The sequence below is a fragment of the Pseudomonas fluorescens genome (genome assembly GCF_000802965.1).
Taxonomy (GTDB): Bacteria; Pseudomonadota; Gammaproteobacteria; order Pseudomonadales; family Pseudomonadaceae; genus Aquipseudomonas; species Aquipseudomonas fluorescens_A.
On the sequence record NZ_JSAK01000011.1, the window covers coordinates 71,484 to 86,514 of the forward strand.

General features: G+C 54.6%; 28 protein-coding genes. All 28 read right to left on the reverse strand.

All coding sequences use genetic code 11. The annotated features are described in order from the left end of the window. Nucleotides 1–92: 92 nt before the first annotated feature. On the reverse strand, nt 93–557 hold the full coding sequence (bfr, locus tag NL64_RS10570; RefSeq protein WP_034148071.1) for a bacterioferritin: 465 nt from the start codon (nt 555–557) through the stop codon (nt 93–95). 149 nt (nt 558–706) lie between these two features. After that, nucleotides 707–2,161 carry a catalase gene (locus tag NL64_RS10575; protein WP_034148072.1) on the reverse strand — a complete coding sequence of 485 codons (1,455 nt, stop codon included), beginning with the start codon at nt 2,159–2,161 and terminating at the stop codon, nt 707–709. Between the two features lie 197 nt (nt 2,162–2,358). Further along, nucleotides 2,359–2,745: a 50S ribosomal protein L17 gene (gene rplQ / locus NL64_RS10580; protein WP_007970429.1), complete on the reverse strand. Its 387-nt coding sequence runs from the start codon at nt 2,743–2,745 to the stop codon at nt 2,359–2,361. 42 nt (nt 2,746–2,787) lie between these two features. Further along, entirely contained in the window at nt 2,788–3,789 is a 1,002-nt protein-coding gene (locus NL64_RS10585; protein ID WP_007924176.1) for a DNA-directed RNA polymerase subunit alpha, read from the reverse strand. A 22-nt stretch (nt 3,790–3,811) separates the two neighbouring features. Beyond that, the gene (rpsD, locus tag NL64_RS10590) at nt 3,812–4,432 is read right to left on the reverse strand and encodes a 30S ribosomal protein S4 (protein ID WP_003176404.1); all 621 of its coding nucleotides are present in this window, start codon (nt 4,430–4,432) and stop codon (nt 3,812–3,814) included. Between the two features lie 18 nt (nt 4,433–4,450). Next, nucleotides 4,451–4,840, reverse strand: coding sequence for a 30S ribosomal protein S11 (rpsK, locus tag NL64_RS10595; protein ID WP_002555466.1), 390 nt, complete (start codon nt 4,838–4,840; stop codon nt 4,451–4,453). A gap of 30 nt (nt 4,841–4,870) precedes the next feature. Next, nucleotides 4,871–5,227: a 30S ribosomal protein S13 gene (gene rpsM / locus NL64_RS10600; protein ID WP_009045849.1), complete on the reverse strand. Its 357-nt coding sequence runs from the start codon at nt 5,225–5,227 to the stop codon at nt 4,871–4,873. A gap of 130 nt (nt 5,228–5,357) precedes the next feature. Then, nucleotides 5,358–5,474 (reverse strand): 50S ribosomal protein L36, encoded by a 117-nt coding sequence (gene rpmJ, locus NL64_RS30100; protein WP_002555468.1) that lies wholly within the window; start codon nt 5,472–5,474, stop codon nt 5,358–5,360. Between the two features lie 24 nt (nt 5,475–5,498). Then, on the reverse strand, nt 5,499–6,827 hold the full coding sequence (gene secY, locus NL64_RS10610; RefSeq protein WP_008065724.1) for a preprotein translocase subunit SecY: 1,329 nt from the start codon (nt 6,825–6,827) through the stop codon (nt 5,499–5,501). After that, complete coding sequence (gene rplO / locus NL64_RS10615) at nt 6,828–7,265, reverse strand: 50S ribosomal protein L15 (protein WP_034148073.1); 438 nt, start codon at nt 7,263–7,265, stop codon at nt 6,828–6,830. A gap of 3 nt (nt 7,266–7,268) precedes the next feature. Beyond that, complete coding sequence (gene rpmD, locus NL64_RS10620; RefSeq protein ID WP_003176408.1) at nt 7,269–7,445, reverse strand: 50S ribosomal protein L30; 177 nt, start codon at nt 7,443–7,445, stop codon at nt 7,269–7,271. 2 nt (nt 7,446–7,447) lie between these two features. Continuing rightward, nucleotides 7,448–7,948 carry a 30S ribosomal protein S5 gene (gene rpsE / locus NL64_RS10625; protein WP_003186035.1) on the reverse strand — a complete coding sequence of 167 codons (501 nt, stop codon included), beginning with the start codon at nt 7,946–7,948 and terminating at the stop codon, nt 7,448–7,450. 3 nt (nt 7,949–7,951) lie between these two features. After that, nucleotides 7,952–8,302 carry a 50S ribosomal protein L18 gene (gene rplR / locus NL64_RS10630; RefSeq protein WP_003186037.1) on the reverse strand — a complete coding sequence of 117 codons (351 nt, stop codon included), beginning with the start codon at nt 8,300–8,302 and terminating at the stop codon, nt 7,952–7,954. A 10-nt stretch (nt 8,303–8,312) separates the two neighbouring features. Then, entirely contained in the window at nt 8,313–8,846 is a 534-nt protein-coding gene (gene rplF, locus NL64_RS10635; protein ID WP_003176412.1) for a 50S ribosomal protein L6, read from the reverse strand. Between the two features lie 12 nt (nt 8,847–8,858). After that, nucleotides 8,859–9,251 carry a 30S ribosomal protein S8 gene (gene rpsH / locus NL64_RS10640; protein ID WP_003228724.1) on the reverse strand — a complete coding sequence of 131 codons (393 nt, stop codon included), beginning with the start codon at nt 9,249–9,251 and terminating at the stop codon, nt 8,859–8,861. Nucleotides 9,252–9,460: 209 nt separating this feature from the next. Next, nucleotides 9,461–9,766: a 30S ribosomal protein S14 gene (gene rpsN, locus NL64_RS10645; RefSeq protein ID WP_003176414.1), complete on the reverse strand. Its 306-nt coding sequence runs from the start codon at nt 9,764–9,766 to the stop codon at nt 9,461–9,463. 13 nt (nt 9,767–9,779) lie between these two features. Continuing rightward, nucleotides 9,780–10,319: a 50S ribosomal protein L5 gene (gene rplE / locus NL64_RS10650; RefSeq protein WP_003210069.1), complete on the reverse strand. Its 540-nt coding sequence runs from the start codon at nt 10,317–10,319 to the stop codon at nt 9,780–9,782. A 22-nt stretch (nt 10,320–10,341) separates the two neighbouring features. Further along, nucleotides 10,342–10,656 (reverse strand): 50S ribosomal protein L24, encoded by a 315-nt coding sequence (gene rplX / locus NL64_RS10655; RefSeq protein ID WP_003176416.1) that lies wholly within the window; start codon nt 10,654–10,656, stop codon nt 10,342–10,344. Nucleotides 10,657–10,667: 11 nt separating this feature from the next. Further along, nucleotides 10,668–11,036, reverse strand: coding sequence for a 50S ribosomal protein L14 (gene rplN / locus NL64_RS10660; RefSeq protein WP_002555479.1), 369 nt, complete (start codon nt 11,034–11,036; stop codon nt 10,668–10,670). 23 nt (nt 11,037–11,059) lie between these two features. Then, nucleotides 11,060–11,326 (reverse strand): 30S ribosomal protein S17, encoded by a 267-nt coding sequence (rpsQ, locus tag NL64_RS10665; protein WP_003176419.1) that lies wholly within the window; start codon nt 11,324–11,326, stop codon nt 11,060–11,062. Between the two features lie 2 nt (nt 11,327–11,328). Next, entirely contained in the window at nt 11,329–11,520 is a 192-nt protein-coding gene (rpmC, locus tag NL64_RS10670) for a 50S ribosomal protein L29 (RefSeq protein ID WP_002555481.1), read from the reverse strand. Further along, nucleotides 11,520–11,933, reverse strand: a complete 414-nt coding sequence (rplP, locus tag NL64_RS10675; RefSeq protein WP_003228729.1) for a 50S ribosomal protein L16 — start codon at nt 11,931–11,933, stop codon at nt 11,520–11,522. The genes rpmC and rplP overlap by 1 nt, the downstream gene beginning before the upstream one ends. Before the next feature lie 12 nt (nt 11,934–11,945). After that, nucleotides 11,946–12,632 (reverse strand): 30S ribosomal protein S3, encoded by a 687-nt coding sequence (gene rpsC / locus NL64_RS10680; protein ID WP_003176422.1) that lies wholly within the window; start codon nt 12,630–12,632, stop codon nt 11,946–11,948. A gap of 13 nt (nt 12,633–12,645) precedes the next feature. Further along, complete coding sequence (gene rplV, locus NL64_RS10685) at nt 12,646–12,978, reverse strand: 50S ribosomal protein L22 (protein ID WP_003103908.1); 333 nt, start codon at nt 12,976–12,978, stop codon at nt 12,646–12,648. 11 nt (nt 12,979–12,989) lie between these two features. Next, nucleotides 12,990–13,265 carry a 30S ribosomal protein S19 gene (rpsS, locus tag NL64_RS10690; RefSeq protein ID WP_002555486.1) on the reverse strand — a complete coding sequence of 92 codons (276 nt, stop codon included), beginning with the start codon at nt 13,263–13,265 and terminating at the stop codon, nt 12,990–12,992. A 16-nt stretch (nt 13,266–13,281) separates the two neighbouring features. Then, nucleotides 13,282–14,106, reverse strand: coding sequence for a 50S ribosomal protein L2 (gene rplB / locus NL64_RS10695; protein WP_008018194.1), 825 nt, complete (start codon nt 14,104–14,106; stop codon nt 13,282–13,284). 14 nt (nt 14,107–14,120) lie between these two features. Continuing rightward, complete coding sequence (rplW, locus tag NL64_RS10700; RefSeq protein WP_002555488.1) at nt 14,121–14,420, reverse strand: 50S ribosomal protein L23; 300 nt, start codon at nt 14,418–14,420, stop codon at nt 14,121–14,123. Next, a complete protein-coding gene (gene rplD, locus NL64_RS10705; RefSeq protein WP_003228735.1) occupies nt 14,417–15,019 on the reverse strand; it encodes a 50S ribosomal protein L4 in 603 nt (200 codons plus the stop codon). The genes rplW and rplD overlap by 4 nt, the downstream gene beginning before the upstream one ends. Between the last annotated feature and the right edge of the window lie 12 nt (nt 15,020–15,031).

The following is a 15,031-nucleotide window of genomic DNA, read 5'->3' on the forward strand; positions in this document are numbered from 1 at the left end:
GTGACAGGGGCTTTTTTGTGGATCTTCACGAAATCGTGGGAAACCCCGTAGGAGCCGGCTTGCTGGCGATATCTATCTCATCGACGCCGGAATCAAGCGTGAGATTGCAGGTAGTTCTCCAGACCGATCAACTTGATCAGACCCAACTGCTTTTCCAGCCAGTAGGTGTGATCTTCTTCAGTGTCGTTGAGCTGGATACGCAGCATCTCGCGGCTGACGTAGTCCTTGTGCTGCTCACAGAGCGCGATGCCCTTGCACAGCGCGGCACGGACTTTGTACTCAAGGCGAAGATCCGCTTCGAGCATCTCAGGAACGGTGGTGCCGACATCAAGGTCGTCCGGACGCATGCGCGGCGTACCTTCGAGCATCAAAATCCGGCGCATCAGCGCATCGGCGTGCCCGGCTTCCTCTTCCATCTCATGGTTGATACGTTCGTAGAGCTTGGTGAAACCCCAGTCCTCATACATCCGCGAATGGACGAAATATTGATCACGTGCAGCCAGTTCGCCGGTCAGCAACGTGTTGAGGTAATCGATAACGTCTGGGTGGCCTTGCATCGCCCTACATCTCCCTGCTTGAAAGTCTGTAGTTTGAACCACGACGACGGATTGGTCACTCCGTTTGCGCGATAAAAGCGAAGATATTCTGAGAAAAATGGTTTAAATAACGCAAAAACCGCCCAAACAAGGGCGGTTCTGCTTCTCATTTAGACTTCGTTAAGCTGTACGTTAAGCAGCGTTGCGATTGCTTCTCCATACGCCGGGTCCGCCTTGTAAAAATGCTGCAACTGACGGTCGACCACATCGCTTGATACGCCTGCCAATGCGCCGGCGATATTGCTGACCAGCAGGTTTTTCTGATCACCACTCATCAACCGGAACAGCGCACCGGCGTGACTGTAGTAGTCGGTATCCTCACGATGATCATAGCGATCGGCAGCGCCGCTCAAAGCCAACGCAGGCTCGGCATAACGAGGCGCCTGTTTAGGCGACTCCACGTAGCTGTTCGGCTCATAGTTCGGTGCTGCACCGCCATTGCTGCCAAAAGCCATCGAGCCATCGCGCTGGTAAGTGTTAACCGGACTGCGGGGCGCGTTCACCGCCAGTTGCTGGTGATTGGTACCAACACGGTAGCGGTGCGCGTCGGCGTAAGCGAAAACACGTCCTTGCAGCATGCGATCCGGGGACAGGCCTACACCGGGCACCATGTTGCTAGGACCGAAAGCGGCTTGCTCAACTTCAGCGAAGTAGTTGAGCGGGTTGCGATTGAGTTCCAGCACACCGACTTCGATCAGTGGAAACTCCTTCTGCGACCAGGTTTTGGTGACATCAAACGGGTTTTCATAATGGGCGGCGGCCTGGGCCTCGGTCATGACTTGGATGCACACGCTCCATTTCGGGAAGTCACCGCGCTCGATAGCCTCAAACAGATCGCGCTGAGCGTAATCCGGATCCGTGCCAGCCAGACGCGAAGCATCTGCCGGTGCCAGGTTCTTGATCCCTTGCTGGGTCTTGTAGTGCCACTTGACCCAATGACGGTCACCGTTGGCGTTGATCAGGCTGTAGGTGTGACTGCCGAAGCCATGCATGTGACGGTAGCCATCAGGAATGCCGCGGTCGGAGAACAGAATAGTGACCTGGTGCAGCGCTTCAGGAGAATGCGACCAGAAGTCCCACATAGCCTGAGCGCTTTTGAGGTTGCTCTGCGGCAGACGTTTTTGCGTGTGGATAAAGTCCGGGAATTTCAGCGGATCACGAATGAAGAACACAGGCGTGTTATTGCCGACAATGTCCCAGTTGCCTTCTTCGGTGTAGTACTTCAAGGCAAACCCGCGCGGGTCACGCTCAGTGTCGGCAGAACCACGCTCACCACCTACGGTGGAGAAACGCAGAAACGTCGGAGTCTGTTTACCTACAGCCTCGAACAGCTTGGCGCTGGTGTATTGGGTGATATCACGCGTCACGGTGAACGTCCCGTAGGCGCCCGAGCCTTTGGCATGTACACGGCGTTCCGGGATGTTTTCGCGATTGAAGTGGGCGAGCTTCTCGATCAGATGAAAATCGTCGAGTAGCAGCGGGCCTCGAGGGCCGGCGGAGCGGGAATTCTGGTTGTCGGCGACAGGAGCGCCACTGGCAGTGGTAAGCGTTTTATTTTGGCTCATGCGATCTCTTCCTTTGTCAGTCTTGAACTGCCGGCTAATCGGCTGAAAGGAAGTATTGATGATCAAGATGACATCATCTAATTCATTAACTGATGAGAATCGATAGAAAATACCTAATAGCATGAAGACTGCCGCACTTTTATAGCGAACACAAAAAACCGGGCACTAGGCCCGGTTCTTTGTTTCAGACTGACGTCTTACTCGGCAGATACAGCTTCGCCAGCAGTAGCACGATCAACCAACTCGACGTACGCCATAGGCGCGTTGTCGCCAGCGCGGAAACCGCACTTGAGGATGCGCAGGTAGCCACCCTCACGGGTAGCGTAACGCTTGCCCAGGTCGTTGAAGAGCTTACCAACGATAGCTTTCGAACGAGTACGGTCGAAAGCCAGACGGCGGTTAGCAACGCTATCTGTCTTGGCCAAAGTGATCAGCGGCTCGGCAACGCGGCGCAGCTCTTTAGCTTTTGGCAGAGTAGTTTTGATCAGCTCGTGCTCGAACAGCGACACCGCCATGTTTTGGAACATGGCCTTGCGGTGCGAGCTGGTGCGGCTCAGGTGACGACCACTTTTACGATGACGCATGGTTCATTCCTTACCAAACACTACGTTCGGTGATTACGACGATCAGGCAGTCGCCTTGTCGTCCTTCTTAAGACTTGCAGGCGGCCAGTTGTCGAGGCGCATGCCGAGGGACAGACCGCGGGAGGCCAGAACGTCCTTGATTTCAGTCAAGGATTTCTTGCCCAGGTTCGGAGTCTTCAACAGCTCTACTTCGGTACGCTGAATCAGGTCACCGATGTAGTAGATGTTTTCCGCCTTAAGGCAGTTAGCCGAACGTACAGTCAGTTCCAGATCGTCAACCGGGCGAAGCAGGATCGGATCGATCTCGTCTTCTTGCTCGATTACCACTGGTTCGCTGTCACCTTTGAGGTCGACGAACGCAGCCAACTGCTGTTGCAGGATGGTTGCAGCGCGGCGGATAGCCTCTTCAGGATCCAGAGTACCGTTGGTTTCCAGATCAATAACCAGCTTGTCCAGGTTGGTACGCTGCTCGACACGGGCGTTTTCCACCACGTATGCGATACGGCGAACCGGGCTGAACGAAGAGTCAAGCTGCAAGCGACCGATGCTGCGGCTTTCGTCTTCATCGCTCTGACGCGAGTCGGCTGGTTCATAACCACGACCACGAGCTACTACGAGCTTCATGTTCAGGGCGCCGTTAGACGCCAGGTTAGCGATTACGTGATCGGGATTAACGATCTCGACATCATGATCCAGCTGAATATCGGCAGCGGTAACCACCCCCGAACCCTTCTTCGACAAGGTCAGCGTAACTTCGTCACGGCCGTGCAGCTTGATAGCCAGACCTTTAAGGTTCAACAGGATTTCAATTACGTCTTCCTGTACACCTTCGATGGCGCTGTACTCGTGGAGCACACCGTCAATCTCGGCCTCGACTACTGCACAGCCAGGCATTGAGGACAACAGGATGCGGCGCAGCGCGTTGCCCAGGGTGTGGCCAAAACCACGCTCGAGAGGCTCGAGAGTGATCTTGGCGCGGGTTGGACTGACAACCTGCACATCAATGTGGCGGGGTGTCAGGAACTCATTTACCGAAATCTGCATGGATGCACCTATTTTCTAGCCCTTACTTGGAGTAGAGCTCGACAATCAGGCTTTCGTTGATGTCGGCGGACAGATCACTGCGAGCTGGAACGTTCTTGAAAACGCCCGACTTCTTCTCAGTGTCTACTTCTACCCATTCTACGCGGCCACGTTGGGCACACAGATCGAGAGCTTGGACAATGCGAAGTTGGTTTTTTGCTTTCTCGCGAACAGCAACCACGTCACCAGCACGAACCTGGTAGGACGGAACGTTAACGGTTTGACCGTTTACGCTGATCGACTTGTGCGATACCAGCTGACGGGATTCGGCACGAGTCGAACCAAAGCCCATACGGTATACAACGTTGTCCAGACGGCATTCGAGCAGTTGCAGCAGGTTTTCACCGGTTGCACCTTTCTTGCCAGCAGCTTCTTTGTAGTAGCCGCTGAATTGACGCTCGAGAACGCCGTAGATACGACGGACCTTCTGCTTTTCACGCAGTTGGGTGCCGTAATCGGACTGGCGACCGCGGCGTTGGCCGTGGATACCAGGTGCTGCTTCAATGTTGCACTTCGATTCGATCGCGCGCACGCCGCTCTTCAGGAAGAGATCGGTGCCTTCGCGACGAGCGAGTTTGCATTTTGGACCAATGTAACGAGCCATTCTTTACAATCTCCTGGATTACACGCGGCGCTTCTTCGGCGGACGGCACCCGTTGTGCGGGATTGGCGTCACGTCGGTGATGCTGGCGATCTTGTAGCCACAGCCGTTCAAAGCGCGGACTGCGGATTCACGACCTGGACCTGGACCTTTGACGTTTACGTCGAGGTTTTTCAGGCCGTATTCCAGCGCAGCTTGACCAGCACGTTCAGCAGCTACTTGAGCAGCGAACGGGGTGGACTTGCGGGAACCGCGGAAACCCGAACCACCGGAGGTAGCCCAGGAAAGAGCGTTACCTTGACGGTCGGTAATGGTCACGATGGTGTTGTTAAAAGATGCATGGATGTGGGCGATGCCATCAACCACTGTCTTTTTAACTTTTTTACGAGGACGAGCAGCAGGTTTTGCCATGATTAAATTCCTGTCGATTCGCTGGGGCGATTACTTGCGGATCGGCTTACGCGGACCTTTACGGGTACGCGCGTTGGTCTTGGTACGCTGACCGCGTACTGGCAGACCACGACGATGACGCAGACCGCGATAGCAACCGAGGTCCATCAAGCGCTTGATTTTCATGTTGATTTCGCGACGCAGGTCACCTTCAGTGGTGAACTTCGCCACTTCGCCACGCAGCTGTTCAATTTGCTCGTCGCTCAGATCTTTGATCTTTGCTGCTGGGTTTACCCCAGTCTCTGCACAAATTTTCTGTGCAGTAGTGCGACCAACACCATAGATGTAGGTCAGCGAGATAACAGTATGCTTGTTATCTGGAATGTTAACGCCTGCAATACGGGCCATTCAGTGGGACTCCAATTGACAGCTACCTACGCCCCGGAAGCCAAGAAATAGGGCGCGAGATAATATCGCTGTAATAACAAATAATCAACCCGGTAGCGCACTAGCTACCGGGCTTGAAGCACAATCACACTCAGCCTTGGCGCTGTTTGTGACGCGGTTCCGCGCTGCAAATTACTCGAACAACACCTTCGCGGCGAATAATCTTGCAGTTACGGCACAGCTTTTTCACCGATGCACGAACTTTCATCACCAACTCCTCGAACCTTATGGGTCAGCGCAGCATGCCGCTGCCGTAACCCTTCAGGTTGGCTTTCTTCATCAGGGATTCGTACTGGTGCGAAACGAGGTGCGATTGTACTTGGGACATGAAGTCCATCACAACCACGACGACGATCAGCAACGAGGTCCCGCCAAGGTAGAACGGAACGTTGGCTGCAACCACCAGGAACTGGGGCAACAGGCACACGGCCGTCATGTAAAGAGCACCGAACAGGGTCAAGCGGGTCAGAACGCCATCAATGTAGCGCGCAGACTGCTCACCTGGACGAATGCCCGGAATAAAGGCACCGGACTTCTTCAGGTTTTCCGCTACGTCTTTCGGATTGAACATCAACGCCGTATAGAAGAAGCAGAAGAAAATAATCCCTGCACTAAACAGCAGAATATTCAACGGCTGACCAGGAGCGATCGACTGCGAGATGTCCTGCAACCAGCCCATACCTTCAGACTGACCGAACCAGGCACCCAGCGAAGCCGGGAACAGCAAAATGCTGCTCGCGAAAATGGCCGGAATAACACCGGCCATGTTCACTTTCAGCGGCAAGTGGCTAGTCTGCGCAGCGAAGACCTTACGGCCCTGCTGACGCTTGGCGTAGTGAACGGCGATACGACGCTGACCACGCTCAATGAACACCACGAAACCGATGATCGCTACTGCCAGCAAACCGATGGCAACCAGGGCGAAGATGTTGATATCACCCTGACGGGCAGACTCGAAAGACTGCCCAATCGCTCTCGGAAGACCGGCGACGATACCCGAAAAAATCAACATCGAGATACCGTTGCCAACACCACGCTCAGTAATCTGCTCACCCAGCCACATCATGAACATCGCACCAGCCACAAAAGTGGTTACCGCGACGAAATGGAAGCTAAAGTCACCAGTGAACGAAACGCCCTGCCCCGCCAGACCAATGGACATGCCAATGGCCTGGACAAGAGCAAGGACGACAGTGAGGTAGCGGGTGTACTGGCTGATCTTGCGACGGCCAGCTTCACCTTCCTTCTTCAACTGCTCCAGCTGCGGGCTGACGGCGGTCATCAGTTGCATGATGATCGATGCCGAAATGTACGGCATGATCCCCAGTGCAAAGATGCTCATCCGTTCCAGCGCGCCGCCGGAAAACATGTTGAACAAGCTAAGAATGGTCCCCTCATTCTGTCGAAACAGGTCCGCGAGTCGGTCCGGGTTGATACCTGGAACCGGGATGTGTGCGCCTATTCGGTAGACGATAATCGCCAGGAACAGAAAACGCAGACGAGCCCAGAGTTCAGACATACCGCCTTTGCCGAGCGCAGAGAGAGCACCTTGCTTAGCCATTTATTCCTCGAACTTGCCGCCAGCTGCTTCGATAGCCGCACGCGCACCTTTGGTGGCGCCGATTCCCTTTCCAATGGTTACAGCGCGAGTAACTTCGCCGGACAGCATGATTTTCACACGCTGAACGTTGACGTTGATCACGTTGGCATCTTTCATGGACTGCACGGTGACGATGTCGCCTTCCACTTTAGCCAGCTCGGACAGACGCACTTCTGCGCGGTCCATGGCTTTCAGGGAAACGAAACCGAACTTCGGCAGGCGACGATGCAGCGGCTGTTGACCGCCTTCAAAGCCTGGAGCAATGGTGCCACCGGAGCGGGAGGTCTGACCTTTGTGACCACGGCCACCAGTCTTACCCAAACCACTACCGATACCACGGCCCGGACGATGCTTTTCGCGACGGGAACCCGGCGCTGGACTCAGATCATTGAGTTTCATCGATTAACCCTCGACACGCAGCATGTAGTAAGCCTTGTTGATCATCCCGCGATTCTCGGGAGTATCCTGGACTTCTACAGTGTGACCGATGCGACGCAGACCCAGACCCTTAACGCACAATTTGTGGTTAGGGATGCGGCCGGTCATGCTTTTGATCAGCGTTACTTTAACGGTAGCCATGATCAGAAGATCTCCTTGACGCTTTTGCCACGCTTGGCGGCAATGGATTCAGGAGACTGCATTGCTTTCAAACCCTTGAAAGTGGCGTGAACCACGTTTACAGGGTTAGTCGAGCCGTAGCACTTGGCCAGAACGTTCTGAACGCCAGCAACTTCGAGAACGGCACGCATTGCGCCGCCAGCGATGATACCGGTACCTTCAGAAGCAGGCTGCATGTACACCTTCGAAGCGCCGTGAGCGGACTTCATTGCGTACTGCAGAGTGGTGCCGTTCAGATCAACCTGGATCATGTTGCGGCGAGCAGCTTCCATTGCCTTCTGGATCGCAGCAGGCACTTCACGCGACTTGCCACGGCCGAAGCCAACACGGCCTTTACCATCACCAACCACGGTCAACGCGGTGAAAGTGAAGATACGGCCGCCTTTAACGGTTTTGGCTACGCGGTTAACTTGAACCAGCTTCTCGATGTAGCCTTCGTCGCGCTTTTGGTCGTTATTTGACATAACTTAGAACTCCAGCCCAGCTTCACGAGCAGCATCAGCCAGCGCTTTAACGCGGCCGTGGTACTTGAAGCCAGAGCGGTCGAAAGCCACCTGCGAGACGCCAGCGGCCTTAGCACGCGTAGCGACCAGCTGGCCAACCTTAGTGGCCGCGTCGATGTTGCCAGTGGCGCCATCACGCAGTTCTTTATCCAAAGTCGAGGCACTTGCCAGGACTTTGTTGCCGTCGGCCGAAATGACCTGGGCGTAGATGTGCTGCGAAGAGCGGAACACGCAGAGACGCACGACTTCGAGTTCGTGCATTTTCAGGCGTGCTTTGCGAGCGCGACGCAGTCGAGTAACTTTTTTGTCGGTCATTTGCTATGCCCTACTTCTTCTTGGCTTCTTTACGACGGACGACTTCGTCCGCGTAGCGCACACCTTTGCCTTTGTACGGCTCTGGTGGACGGAAGTCGCGGATCTCGGCGGCCACTTGACCTACCAGCTGCTTGTCGATGCCCTTGATAAGGATATCGGTCTGGCTAGGAGTCTCAGCGGTGATGCCTTCCGGCAGTTCGTAATCCACTGGGTGCGAGAAGCCAAGAGCCAGGTTCAGCACTGTGCCTTTTGCTTGCGCTTTGTAACCAACACCGACCAGCTGGAGCTTGCGCTCGAAGCCTTGGCTTACGCCTTGGACCATGTTGTTTACCAACGCACGAGTGGTACCAGCCATTGCGCGAGTCTGTTGATCGCCATTGCGAGCAGCGAAACGCAGCTCACCAGCTTCTTCAACGATCTCAACGGACGAATGGATGTTCAGTTCGAGAGTGCCCTTGGCACCCTTCACCGAAAGCTGTTGGCCTGCGAATTTTACTTCGACACCGGCTGGCAGCTTAACGGGGTTCTTAGCGACGCGAGACATGCTTATCCCCCCTTAGAACACAGTGCAAAGAACTTCGCCGCCGACACCGGCAGCGCGCGCAGCACGATCAGTCATCACACCCTTGTTGGTGGAGACGATAGACACACCGAGACCGCCACGAACTTTCGGCAGATCTTCGACGGACTTGTACTGACGCAGGCCTGGACGGCTAACGCGCTTCACTTCTTCGATAACCGGACGGCCTTCGAAATATTTCAGCTCGATAGACAGCAGTGGTTTGGTTTCGCTGCTGATCTGATAACCCGCAATGTAACCTTCGTCCTTCAGGACTTTGGCAACAGCTACCTTCAAAGTAGAAGATGGCATGCTTACGACGGACTTTTCAGCCATCTGGGCATTACGGATTCGAGTTAGCATGTCCGCTAACGGGTCCTGCATACTCATGGGCTAGACGCTCCTAATACAGAAAAATTAGCCTTGCGGCTACTACGTGTCGCCGAGAATCTCCGAGCAAAGAAAACACGGGCTCAGGCGAGCCGGGTATTCTAGACACACCCCGGAAATGAATCAAGCCCCAAAAGGGGCTTGATTCAGATTCAAGGCCACCGGCGGTCAGGATCTTGCGAACCTGAACACCGAGACTTTGAAAGTACTTACCAGCTGGCTTTAACCAGACCTGGTACGTCACCACGCATTGCCGCTTCACGCAGCTTGTTACGGCCGAGGCCGAACTTGCGGTAAACGCCGTGTGGACGACCAGTGAGGCGGCAGCGGTTACGCATGCGCGAAGCGCTTGCGTCACGTGGCTGCTTCTGCAGGGCAACTGTAGCTTCCCAACGTGCTTCTGGACTTGCGTTCAGATCAACGATGATTGCTTTCAGTGCTGCACGCTTCTTGGCGTACTTGGCAACCGTGAGCTGACGCTTCAGCTCGCGGTTTTTCATGCTCATCTTGGCCATGGTCCTACTCCAATCAGTTGCGGAACGGGAATTTGAACGCACGCAGCAGAGCGCGGCCTTCATCATCGTTCTTGGCAGTGGTGGTCAGGGTGATGTCCAGACCGCGGAGAGCATCGATCTTGTCGTAGTCGATTTCCGGGAAGATGATCTGCTCTTTTACGCCCATGCTGTAGTTACCACGACCATCGAAGGACTTGGCATTCAGGCCGCGGAAGTCGCGAACCCGAGGCAGGGAGATCGACAGCAGACGATCCAGGAACTCGTACATACGCTCACGGCGCAGGGTCACTTTGACGCCGATCGGCCAACCTTCACGGACTTTAAAGCCAGCGATGGATTTGCGAGCGTAGGTCACAACGACTTTCTGGCCGGTGATCTTTTCCAGGTCAGCAACAGCGTGCTCGATGACTTTTTTGTCGCCGATCGCTTCGCCCAGACCCATGTTCAGGGTGATTTTGGTAACGCGCGGAACTTCCATCACGTTCGAAAGCTTAAGTTCTTCCTTAAGTTTCGGAGCAATTTCCTTCCGGTAAATCTCTTTTAGTCGTGCCATGGTCTCATCTACCTAGCAGTGTTCAAGCATCAACCGCTTTTTGGGTCGACTTGAAGACACGAATTTTCTTGCCGTCTTCTACTTTGAAACCAACGCGGTCAGCCTTGTTGGTTTCGCCGTTGAAAATGGCGACGTTAGAAGCATCCAGCGGAGCTTCTTTCTCGACGATACCGCCCTGCACGCCCGACATCGGGTTAGGCTTGGTATGACGCTTGACCAGGTTCAGACCACCAATAACCAGACGGTTGTTAGCGAGAACCTTAAGCACCTTACCGCGCTTACCTTTGTCTTTGCCGGCGATCACGATGATCTCGTCGTCACGACGAATCTTTTGCATGTCGGATCTCCTTACAGCACTTCTGGGGCGAGCGAGACGATCTTCATGAACTTCTCAGTACGAAGTTCACGGGTCACTGGCCCAAAGATACGGGTGCCGATCGGCTCTTGCTTGTTGTTCAGAAGAACAGCAGCGTTGCCATCAAAGCGGATAATGGAGCCATCAGCACGGCGTACACCGTGACGAGTGCGGACTACAACAGCAGTCATCACTTGGCCTTTTTTCACTTTACCGCGAGGAATTGCTTCCTTGACGGTAACTTTGATGATGTCACCGATACCAGCGTAACGACGATGGGAGCCACCCAGCACCTTGATGCACATAACACGGCGAGCGCCGCTGTTATCGGCCACATCGAGCATGGATTGAGTCTGAATCATATAATTTCTCCGACCCCTAGTCCTTAGACTTCCACAGCGCGTTCGAGAACATCAACCAGCGCCCAAGACTTGGTCTTGGCCAAAGGACGAGTTTCACGAATAGTGACTTTGTCGCCGATGTGGCACTGATTGGTTTCGTCGTGCGCGTGCAGCTTAGTCGAACGCTTAACGTATTTACCGTAGATCGGGTGCTTAACGCGACGCTCGATCAGAACGGTGATGGTTTTGTCCATCTTGTCGCTGACAACACGGCCAGTCAGCGTACGGACAGTTTTTTCGGCTTCAGCCATGATTACTTACCTGCCTGCTGGTTGAGCACAGTCTTCACGCGAGCGATGTCACGCTTAACTTGCGAGAGCAGATGAGACTGCCCCAACTGGCCAGTTGCTTTCTGCATACGCAGATTGAACTGGTCGCGCAGCAGGCCGAGCAGTTGCTCGTTCAGCTGCTGTGCGGATTTTTCACGAAGTTCATTCGCTTTCATCACATCACCGTCCGTTTAACAAAGGAGGTGGCGAGCGGCAGCTTTGCAGCAGCCAGGGCGAAAGCCTCACGCGCCAGCTCTTCAGAAACACCCTCGATTTCATACAGGACTTTGCCTGGCTGAATCTGGGCAACCCAGTATTCCACGTTACCCTTACCTTTACCCATCCGAACCTCGAGAGGCTTTTTGGAGATCGGCTTGTCCGGGAATACACGGATCCAGATCTTGCCGCCACGTTTTACGTGACGGGTCAGAGCACGACGCGCTGACTCGATCTGACGAGCGGTGAGACGACCACGAGCAACAGACTTCAGCGCGAACTCGCCGAAGCTGACTTTGCTACCGCGCAATGCCAGGCCACGGTTGTGACCAGTCATTTGCTTGCGGAACTTCGTACGCTTTGGTTGCAACATTTGGCGTACCCCTTACTTAGCAGCTTTTTTACGAGGCGCTGGTGCTTGTGGTTTCAGTTCTTCTTGGCGACCACCAATTACTTCGCCTTTGAAGATCCAAACCTTTACACCGATCACACCGTAGGTGGTGTGAGCTTCGTAGTTGGCATAGTCGATGTCGGCACGCAGGGTGTGCAGTGGCACACGACCTTCGCGATACCATTCAGTACGTGCGATTTCAGCACCGCCGAGACGACCGCTCACTTGGATTTTGATGCCTTTGGCACCAATGCGCATGGCGTTCTGTACAGCGCGCTTCATAGCGCGACGGAACATTACGCGACGCTCCAGCTGCTGAGCTACGCTCTGCGCAACCAGCATACCGTCGAGCTCCGGCTTGCGGATCTCTTCGATATTGATGTGCACAGGCACACCCATTTGCTTGGTCAGGTCCTGACGCAGTTTCTCAACATCTTCACCTTTCTTCCCGATAACGATACCTGGACGAGCGGTGTGGATGGTGATACGTGCAGTTTGGGCCGGACGATGGATATCGATACGGCTTACGGACGCGCTTTTTAGTTTGTCTTGGAGATACTCACGCACCTTCAGATCAGCGAACAAGTAGTCCGCATAAGTCCGACCGTCTGCGTACCAGACGGAGGTGTGCTCCTTGACGATTCCCAGGCGAATGCCAATGGGATGTACTTTCTGACCCATCTCTTCGACTCCGTTACTTGTCAGCAACCTTGACAGTGATATGGCAAGACCGCTTGACGATGCGATCAGCACGGCCTTTGGCACGTGGCATGATGCGCTTCAGCGAACGCCCTTCGTTGACGAAAACGGTGCTGACCTTCAGGTCATCAACGTCTGCGCCTTCGTTATGCTCGGCGTTGGCTACGGCCGACTCCAGCACTTTCTTCATGATCTCGGCGGCTTTCTTACTGCTGAAAGCCAACAGGTTGAGCGCTTCGCCCACCTTCTTCCCGCGGATCTGGTCGGCGACCAAGCGGGCTTTCTGGGCGGAGATTCGAGCGCCCGACAACTTAGCGGCTACTTCCATTTCCTAACCCCTTAACGCTTGGCTTTCTTGTCTGCCACGTGCCCACGATAAGTGCGGGTACCGGCGAACTCGCCCAGTTTGTGGCCGACCATGTCTTCGTTAACGAGAACTGGGACGTGTTGACGACCGTTGTGTACTGCGATGGTCAGACCGACCATTTGTGGCAGGATCATCGAACGACGCGACCAGGTTTTAACTGGTTTGCGATCGTTCTTTTCCGCCGCCACTTCGATCTTCTTCAGTAGGTGAAGATCGATAAAAGGACCTTTTTTCAGAGAACGTGGCACTGTCGTATCCCTCTATTTACTTGCGACGACGGACGATCATTTTGTCGGTACGCTTATTACCACGAGTCTTCGCGCCCTTAGTCGGGAAGCCCCATGGCGATACCGGATGACGACCACCAGAGGTACGACCTTCACCACCACCATGTGGGTGGTCAACCGGGTTCATGGCAACACCACGAACGGTTGGGCGAACGCCACGCCAGCGTTTGGCACCAGCTTTACCCAGCGAACGCAGGCTGTGCTCGGAGTTCGAGACTTCGCCCAAGGTCGCGCGGCACTCAGCCAGCACTTTACGCATCTCACCAGAACGCAGACGCAGGGTCACGTAGACACCTTCACGAGCGATCAGCTGAGCCGAAGCACCAGCGGAACGAGCGATCTGAGCGCCTTTACCTGGCTTCAATTCGATGCCGTGTACGGTAGAACCGACTGGAATGTTGCGCAGTTGCAGAGCGTTGCCTGGCTTGATTGGAGCCAGGGCACCTGCGATCAGCGTGTCGCCAGCACTCACGCCTTTAGGGGCGATGATGTAGCGGCGCTCGCCGTCTGCGTAGCAGAGCAGTGCGATGTGAGCAGTACGGTTTGGATCGTATTCGATACGCTCGACAGTGGCGACGATGCCATCTTTGTCGTTGCGACGGAAATCGACCATACGGTAATGCTGCTTATGACCACCACCGATGTGACGAGTGGTAATACGGCCATTGTTGTTACGACCACCAGTCTTCGACTTCTTCTCGAGCAGCGGTGCGTGAGGAGCGCCTTTATGCAGCTCCTGGTTGACCACCTTGACCACAAAACGGCGGCCAGGGGAAGTCGGTTTGCATTTAACGATTGCCATGATGCACCCCTTCCTTACTCAGCACTGCTGCTGAAATCGAGATCTTGGCCTGGCTGAAGGGAGATAACTGCCTTCTTCCAGTCATTACGCTTGCCCAGACCGCGAGCAGTGCGCTTGCTCTTACCCAGAACATTCAGGGTAGTAACACGCTCTACTTTCACGCTGAACAGGCTTTCGACGGCCTTCTTGATTTCCAGCTTGGTTGCGTCAGTAGCAACCTTGAAAACGAACTGGCCTTTCTTGTCTGCCAGAACCGTAGCCTTCTCGGAAACGTGCGGGCCAAGCAGAACTTTAAATACGCGTTCCTGGTTCATCCCAGCAGCTCCTCGAATTTCTTCACGGCCGACACGGTGATCAACACCTTGTCGTATGCGATCAGACTAACTGGATCGGAACCTTGCACGTCACGTACATCTACGTGTGGCAGGTTACGAGCAGCCAGGTACAGGTTCTGATCAACAGCGTCCGACACGATCAAAACGTCGGTCAGGCTCATGTTGTTCAGTTTGCCCAGCAGGTCTTTGGTTTTCGGCGTCTCAACGGCGAAATCCTGAACCACGACCAGACGATCAGTACGCACCAGCTCAGCAAGGATGGAACGCATTGCTGCGCGATACATCTTCTTGTTCAGCTTCTGGGAGTGATCCTGAGGACGAGCTGCGAAAGTGGTACCGCCGCCACGCCAGATTGGGCTACGGATAGTACCGGCACGAGCACGGCCAGTACCTTTCTGACGCCATGGGCGCTTACCGCCACCACGAACGTCGGAACGGGTCTTTTGCTGCTTGGAACCCTGGCGACCGCCGGCCATGTAGGCCACGACTGCTTGGTGAACCAGCGTCTCGTTGAATTCGCCGCCAAATGTCAGTTCGGAAACTTCGATCGCTTGAGCGTCATTTACATTTAATTGCATGTCAGCTTCCCC

Coding starts and splice junctions, on each gene's coding strand:
- rplF (WP_003176412.1), bottom strand. CDS start 8,846: ATGTCTCGCGTCGCTAAGAACCCCGTTAAGCTGCCAGCCGGTGTCGAA.
- rplB (WP_008018194.1), bottom strand. CDS start 14,106: ATGGCAATCGTTAAATGCAAACCGACTTCCCCTGGCCGCCGTTTTGTG.
- rplD (WP_003228735.1), bottom strand. CDS start 15,019: ATGCAATTAAATGTAAATGACGCTCAAGCGATCGAAGTTTCCGAACTG.
- rplP (WP_003228729.1), bottom strand. CDS start 11,933: ATGTTGCAACCAAAGCGTACGAAGTTCCGCAAGCAAATGACTGGTCAC.
- rplW (WP_002555488.1), bottom strand. CDS start 14,420: ATGAACCAGGAACGCGTATTTAAAGTTCTGCTTGGCCCGCACGTTTCC.
- rpsD (WP_003176404.1), bottom strand. CDS start 4,432: ATGGCTCGTTACATTGGTCCAAAATGCAAACTCGCTCGTCGCGAAGGC.
- NL64_RS10585 (WP_007924176.1), bottom strand. CDS start 3,789: ATGCAGATTTCGGTAAATGAGTTCCTGACACCCCGCCACATTGATGTG.
- rplQ (WP_007970429.1), bottom strand. CDS start 2,745: ATGCGTCATCGTAAAAGTGGTCGTCACCTGAGCCGCACCAGCTCGCAC.
- rpmJ (WP_002555468.1), bottom strand. CDS start 5,474: ATGAAAGTTCGTGCATCGGTGAAAAAGCTGTGCCGTAACTGCAAGATT.
- rplX (WP_003176416.1), bottom strand. CDS start 10,656: ATGCAAAAGATTCGTCGTGACGACGAGATCATCGTGATCGCCGGCAAA.
- rplR (WP_003186037.1), bottom strand. CDS start 8,302: ATGACCGACAAAAAAGTTACTCGACTGCGTCGCGCTCGCAAAGCACGC.
- rplE (WP_003210069.1), bottom strand. CDS start 10,319: ATGGCACGACTAAAAGAGATTTACCGGAAGGAAATTGCTCCGAAACTT.
- rplV (WP_003103908.1), bottom strand. CDS start 12,978: ATGGAAGTAGCCGCTAAGTTGTCGGGCGCTCGAATCTCCGCCCAGAAA.
- rpsQ (WP_003176419.1), bottom strand. CDS start 11,326: ATGGCTGAAGCCGAAAAAACTGTCCGTACGCTGACTGGCCGTGTTGTC.
- rplO (WP_034148073.1), bottom strand. CDS start 7,265: ATGAAACTCAATGATCTGAGTCCAGCGCCGGGTTCCCGTCGCGAAAAG.
- rpsM (WP_009045849.1), bottom strand. CDS start 5,227: ATGGCCCGTATTGCAGGCGTTAACATTCCAGATAACAAGCATACTGTT.
- rpsC (WP_003176422.1), bottom strand. CDS start 12,632: ATGGGTCAGAAAGTACATCCCATTGGCATTCGCCTGGGAATCGTCAAG.
- rpsK (WP_002555466.1), bottom strand. CDS start 4,840: ATGGCAAAACCTGCTGCTCGTCCTCGTAAAAAAGTTAAAAAGACAGTG.
- bfr (WP_034148071.1), bottom strand. CDS start 557: ATGCAAGGCCACCCAGACGTTATCGATTACCTCAACACGTTGCTGACC.
- rplN (WP_002555479.1), bottom strand. CDS start 11,036: ATGATTCAGACTCAATCCATGCTCGATGTGGCCGATAACAGCGGCGCT.
- secY (WP_008065724.1), bottom strand. CDS start 6,827: ATGGCTAAGCAAGGTGCTCTCTCTGCGCTCGGCAAAGGCGGTATGTCT.
- rpsE (WP_003186035.1), bottom strand. CDS start 7,948: ATGTCAAATAACGACCAAAAGCGCGACGAAGGCTACATCGAGAAGCTG.
- rpsH (WP_003228724.1), bottom strand. CDS start 9,251: ATGAGTATGCAGGACCCGTTAGCGGACATGCTAACTCGAATCCGTAAT.
- rpmC (WP_002555481.1), bottom strand. CDS start 11,520: ATGAAAGCGAATGAACTTCGTGAAAAATCCGCACAGCAGCTGAACGAG.
- NL64_RS10575 (WP_034148072.1), bottom strand. CDS start 2,161: ATGAGCCAAAATAAAACGCTTACCACTGCCAGTGGCGCTCCTGTCGCC.
- rpsN (WP_003176414.1), bottom strand. CDS start 9,766: ATGGCCAAGATGAGCATGAAAAACCGCGAGCTGAAGCGTCAGCTCACG.
- rpmD (WP_003176408.1), bottom strand. CDS start 7,445: ATGGCTACCGTTAAAGTAACGCTGATCAAAAGCATGACCGGCCGCATC.